A 4,574-nucleotide genomic window follows, 5' to 3' on the forward strand; every position below is an offset into this window, starting at 1 on the left:
GTATCCGCGAGTTGGGTGTTATCGACATAGAAAAAGAAGTGCTAAGCCATTTCTTCCCCGAAATGCGCGAACGGATGAACCAATGCCGTTTTAATAACTGCCGCCATATCAACGAGCCGGGCTGCGCAGTGCTTGATGCGCTGGAAGAAGGCGAAATAGCACAATCAAGATATGATAGCTATTTGAGCATTTATCATGGGAATGATACAAGGGCTTAATGGAGAAGTCAAAAGTTTAAAGTAAAAAGTCAAAAGCAACAATGCGTGCAGTAATACAGCGGGTTTCAGAAGCATCATGCAAAGTGGATGGTAACATCACCGGGCAAATTGGCATTGGTTTTATGGTTTTGTTGGGTGTGGAAGATGCCGATACAGACGAAGACCTACAATGGCTCGCCCAAAAAATAACCGGTCTGCGCGTATTTGGCGATGAAAATGGATTGATGAATAAAGGCCTTGCTGATATTAACGGTGATATTCTATTGATCTCCCAATTCACCTTGTTCGCGCAAACTAAAAAAGGAAACCGCCCGTCTTTCATCCGCGCGGCAAGGCCGGATAAAGCCATCCCGATGTATGAGCAAATGATCAAAACACTCGAAACCATCACCGGTAAAAAAATAGCCACGGGGATTTTTGGTGCTGATATGAAAGTAAGCTTAGTAAACGATGGGCCAGTGACTATTACTATAGATACGAAGGTTAGAGAGTAGAGCTTGCCGTCGCTCGGCTCCTGCCGAGTGACTATTATTACACGGCGTCCCGCCGCTGTATGCTGGTGGCGGCCGGAGGCCTTAAAATAGTTATCACTCGGCTGGAGCCGAGCGATTGCGGGGTAGGTTCCACTTCATTAATTTTACTCACCCCGACATCACTTCGTTTGTCGACCCTCTCTGCTACGCAAAGAGGGTGGGGAGAATAATCAGTTTAATTAACTACCGCTTTATTATCCTTTATAAAGCCATTCAATACCAAGGCGATAATAATCACCCCGATACAGCCAATGGCATTCAGCCACAGGTAAGCCACGGTTTCGTAATAACCCATTACGCATATTATGGCTTCGGTAATAACCGCGGCTACAAATACTGCAGTTCCCTGGATCTTTTTAAGGTAGAAGGCCACGATGAATACGCCTAATATAGTTCCGTATATGTAGGAGCCTAACTGGTTCACGGCCTCTAACAAATTACCTATTTTGCTGGCGTAAAGCGCCATGCCTATACAAACCAGTCCCCAAAAAACGGTTGCCAGGCGCGATGCGGTAACATAGCGTTGTTCGGATTGGCCGGGTTTTATAATACGCTTGTAAATATCTATTACCGTGGTTGACCCCAGCGCGTTCAACCCGCTTGCGGTAGAGCCCATGGATGCCAGGAAGATAATAGCGATAAGTAAGCCTATTAATCCTTTTGGCAGGTAATGCGTTACAAAAGTGAGGAATACGTAATTAGTATCATTCACGCTATCATTACCGCTACTTTTTTTGATGACACTGATCGCTTGCTTGCGGATGGTATCAGCCTGCGCCTCGGCAGTTTTAAGGTCGGCTTTTGCGCCGGTTATTTGCTGTTGGTCTTTGCTATCCAGTGCCTTTACTAGGCCCTCGGTTTTTTGTTTCTTTTGATCGAAAGCATCGGCATACTGTTTTTCCAGCTGATTAAATTGCGGTGCGTATTGGCTTTTCTTTACCTGCTCAACCTCGTAATTGTTAAAGAAAACCGGCGGCCTGTTAAACTGGTAAAAACTGAACACGAGTACGCCTAATAATAGTATTAAGAATTGCATCGGTACTTTTATTAGTCCGTTCATGATGAGGCCAAGCCTGCTCTGCCCAACTGTACTACCGGTTAGGTAGCGCCCAACCTGGCTCTGGTCTGTCCCGAAATAAGATAACTGCAAAAAGAAACCGCCGATGATACCACTCCAGATGTTGTAACGGTTGTTGGGGTCAAATTTCCAGTCGATAACGTTCATGCGGCCCATGTTGCCTGCCAGTTTAATGGCTTTGCCAAAGCCTACATTTTGCGGCATTAACATCACCACAAAAACACCGGCCACAAACATGCCGGTAAAAATGATGCTCATTTGCAGCAGCTGGGTATACGATACCGCCTTTGCCCCGCCGTAAACGGTGTAGAACAAAACCAACCCGCCTATAAACAGTGTAGTGTAAGTAGTATTGATATGCAATATACCCGACAGGATAATGGCCGGGGCATAAATAGTTATAGCTGTGGATAGCCCGCGCTGGATCAGGAACAAAATAGAGGTAAGCGCCCGGGTTTTTAGATCGAACCGTTGCTCTAAAAACTCGTAAGCGGTGTAAACTTTAAGCTTATGGAATATGGGTACAAACGTGATGCATAGTACGATCATGGCCAGCGGCAGGCCGAAATAGAACTGCACAAAACGCATCCCATCGCTATAGGCCTGGCCGGGGGCGGATAAAAAGGTAATGGCGCTGGCCTGTGTGGCCATAACAGATAAGCCGACGTGATACCAGGGGAGCGAGCGGTTGCCCATGTATTGGTCGATGTTTTTACTGCTGCCGCTTTTCCATACGCCGTAGGCAACTATGGCAAGCAGGGTGAAGCCTAAAACTATCCAATCGGTTAAACTCATTCAAAAGATCTTGTAATGAGCCAAAATACTAAAATTAAAAAAACCAGCCATACGATAACAATACCGTAAAACTGGTTCCAGTTTTTTATAAACGAGGGAAGGTCGCTATCCTTAGACCTCTTCACGGCCTTTCACCAGGAATTTGATGAACAGCGCTGCGGTTAATAAACCGAAAACACCACCTACCGGGATCCAGATAAAGCCTCTTTCAACAATAGCGCCTACAAACATGCCGCTAATTAAGGCAACAAGGTAATATATGTAATCGTAGTTTTTTTCTTCTTTGTGCGGGTGATGATGGTGTGACATAGTATTTTGTTAAATAATGTGCTGCAAATTTAGTGTATAAAAGTATTGATGCCTAATTGAATTGTTAGTTTTTTGGCTTGCTTAACAAATTAACAAATAACCTGTAAGCACCGGGTACACCGGCAGGCAATTCCCTGAAGAAAGCCAGCGATGTGTAAACAAAACGCCCTTTGCCAAAGTTTGTTACAATTAATGCGCCCTTATTTGGTTCCATGCCGGTATCGTTCATTTGCAGCGGAGTGCTATACTGGCTGTCAATACTGCTAACAAAATATAACCCGCGTTCCTGGATCCAGTCGTTAAAATCGGCAGCGGTTATTTTATTGGGATAATTAAGCACGGGGTTTTGCGGCTCGGTAAAGGTTACTTTGGCATCTTCCTCGGTAACGCGCTCGTTTACTACCCGGAATGGGTACGGGCCAATTTGCTTTGTTACCAAACCATTGTTGTTGTTGTATTGCACAACCAGGTTACCGCCATTTTTTACATACTCTAATAATTTTGGTTGCTCATAGGCCAGGCGTTCGTTTACGTTATAGGCACGCACGCCGGTTACAATGGCGTCGTAAACAGACAGGTCGCCGTTGATAATTTCGATCTCAGTAAGTTGGTGAACATCATAACCCACTTCGCGCAGGGCATCGGGTACCAAATCGCCGGCGCCGGCTATGTAGCCTATTTTCTTGCCTGCTGTTTTAAGGTCGATATTTACCAGCTTGGCCTGCGCCGGCGGGAAGATGGTGATGGCAGGCACGTGGTTATATTTAATATTTAATAAACCTTGCGAAAACGCTTTGCCGTTTGCTGTCGCGATAACTTCCAGGTTACTGGTATTTGGCTTATTATTGGTTGGGATAACGTTAAATGCTACCGTCCATTCATCACCTTTGTTTTTACCGGTAAAATCTATCTTTTCGGGACTGATCTTCCAACCTGCAACGGGTTTTATGCTGATACTGCCGCTGGCATTGGTAAAGCTTTTTAGTTTTACCTGCACAGTTTGCGGCTGGGTGTTATTATAGATGTATACCTTTTCGGCAATGTTAGCGGTAACGGGTGGGGCTATTTCCAGAGGTTGATAAATTTCGCCTCGGGCAGGGTCAACATATTTGAAAACTATATTACGCTCGTAACTTATTTCCTTCCCATTAAAATTAAATGTAAAAGTGGTTTTAGCAGCATTAGGATTTTCCGGAAATCCAGCTAATGTATCGTTTGGTAAGGCGTATGCACCAATTCCGTGAGGACTAACCAACCAATATGGTTGGGTTATATAGTTAGCAGGAATTTTTCCTTTACCCTCAAATTCAGCAGTTGTAATTTTATCACCAGGTAAATTATAGGCGTCAGTACCTGTTATCCGGCTTTTGCTTCTGCCCCCACTATTAACAACCAGATCATTAATGCCGGCATTATTTCTATTAATAATTTGATTAATTATAATCATGCTATCACCAATTGCATAAGATGGCTCAGTCGCATAACTCTCAAACCACAACCCTGCGCACTGCGCTATCAGGTCTTTTAACTCCTTTGTTTTTTGCTTGTGCCAGTAATCATAGCTTGAGTTGGCCACTTCGGTTAATCTTACGGTTTGGAAGGCTTTATTTGTGGCGACAGTTTGGTCAACATCGCCCAGTA

Annotated in this window: 3 protein-coding genes and 2 pseudogenes; 2 read left to right on the top strand and 3 right to left on the bottom strand. The window is 44.5% G+C overall.

Annotated features, from left to right (window positions below; genetic code table 11):
• Positions 1-218, top strand: a pseudogene (locus WC615_RS22625) (ribosome small subunit-dependent GTPase A); the annotation flags it as partial.
• A gap of 41 nt (positions 219-259) precedes the next feature.
• Complete coding sequence (gene dtd, locus WC615_RS22630; protein ID WP_372980302.1) at positions 260-712, top strand: D-aminoacyl-tRNA deacylase; 453 nt, start codon at positions 260-262, stop codon at positions 710-712.
• Positions 713-926: 214 nt separating this feature from the next.
• Here the strand turns inward: dtd and WC615_RS22635 are convergent, their stop codons facing one another.
• The 3 genes and pseudogenes from WC615_RS22635 to WC615_RS22645 form a co-directional block, all read right to left on the bottom strand.
• The gene (locus tag WC615_RS22635; protein WP_372980303.1) at positions 927-2,624 is read right to left on the bottom strand and encodes a sodium:solute symporter; all 1,698 of its coding nucleotides are present in this window, start codon (positions 2,622-2,624) and stop codon (positions 927-929) included.
• Between the two features lie 111 nt (positions 2,625-2,735).
• On the bottom strand, positions 2,736-2,933 hold the full coding sequence (locus tag WC615_RS22640; RefSeq protein WP_372980304.1) for a hypothetical protein: 198 nt from the start codon (positions 2,931-2,933) through the stop codon (positions 2,736-2,738).
• 64 nt (positions 2,934-2,997) lie between these two features.
• Positions 2,998-4,574 (bottom strand): annotated as a pseudogene (locus WC615_RS22645) (LmbE family protein); the annotation flags it as partial.

The organism is Mucilaginibacter sp., from assembly GCF_041663085.1.
Taxonomy (GTDB): Bacteria; Bacteroidota; Bacteroidia; order Sphingobacteriales; family Sphingobacteriaceae; genus Mucilaginibacter.

Excerpts from the sequence above, each read along its gene's own strand:
- WC615_RS22640 (WP_372980304.1), bottom strand. The coding sequence starts at position 2,933 with ATGTCACACCATCATCACCCGCACAAAGAAGAAAAAAACTACGATTAC.
- WC615_RS22635 (WP_372980303.1), bottom strand. The coding sequence starts at position 2,624 with ATGAGTTTAACCGATTGGATAGTTTTAGGCTTCACCCTGCTTGCCATA.
- dtd (WP_372980302.1), top strand. The coding sequence starts at position 260 with ATGCGTGCAGTAATACAGCGGGTTTCAGAAGCATCATGCAAAGTGGAT.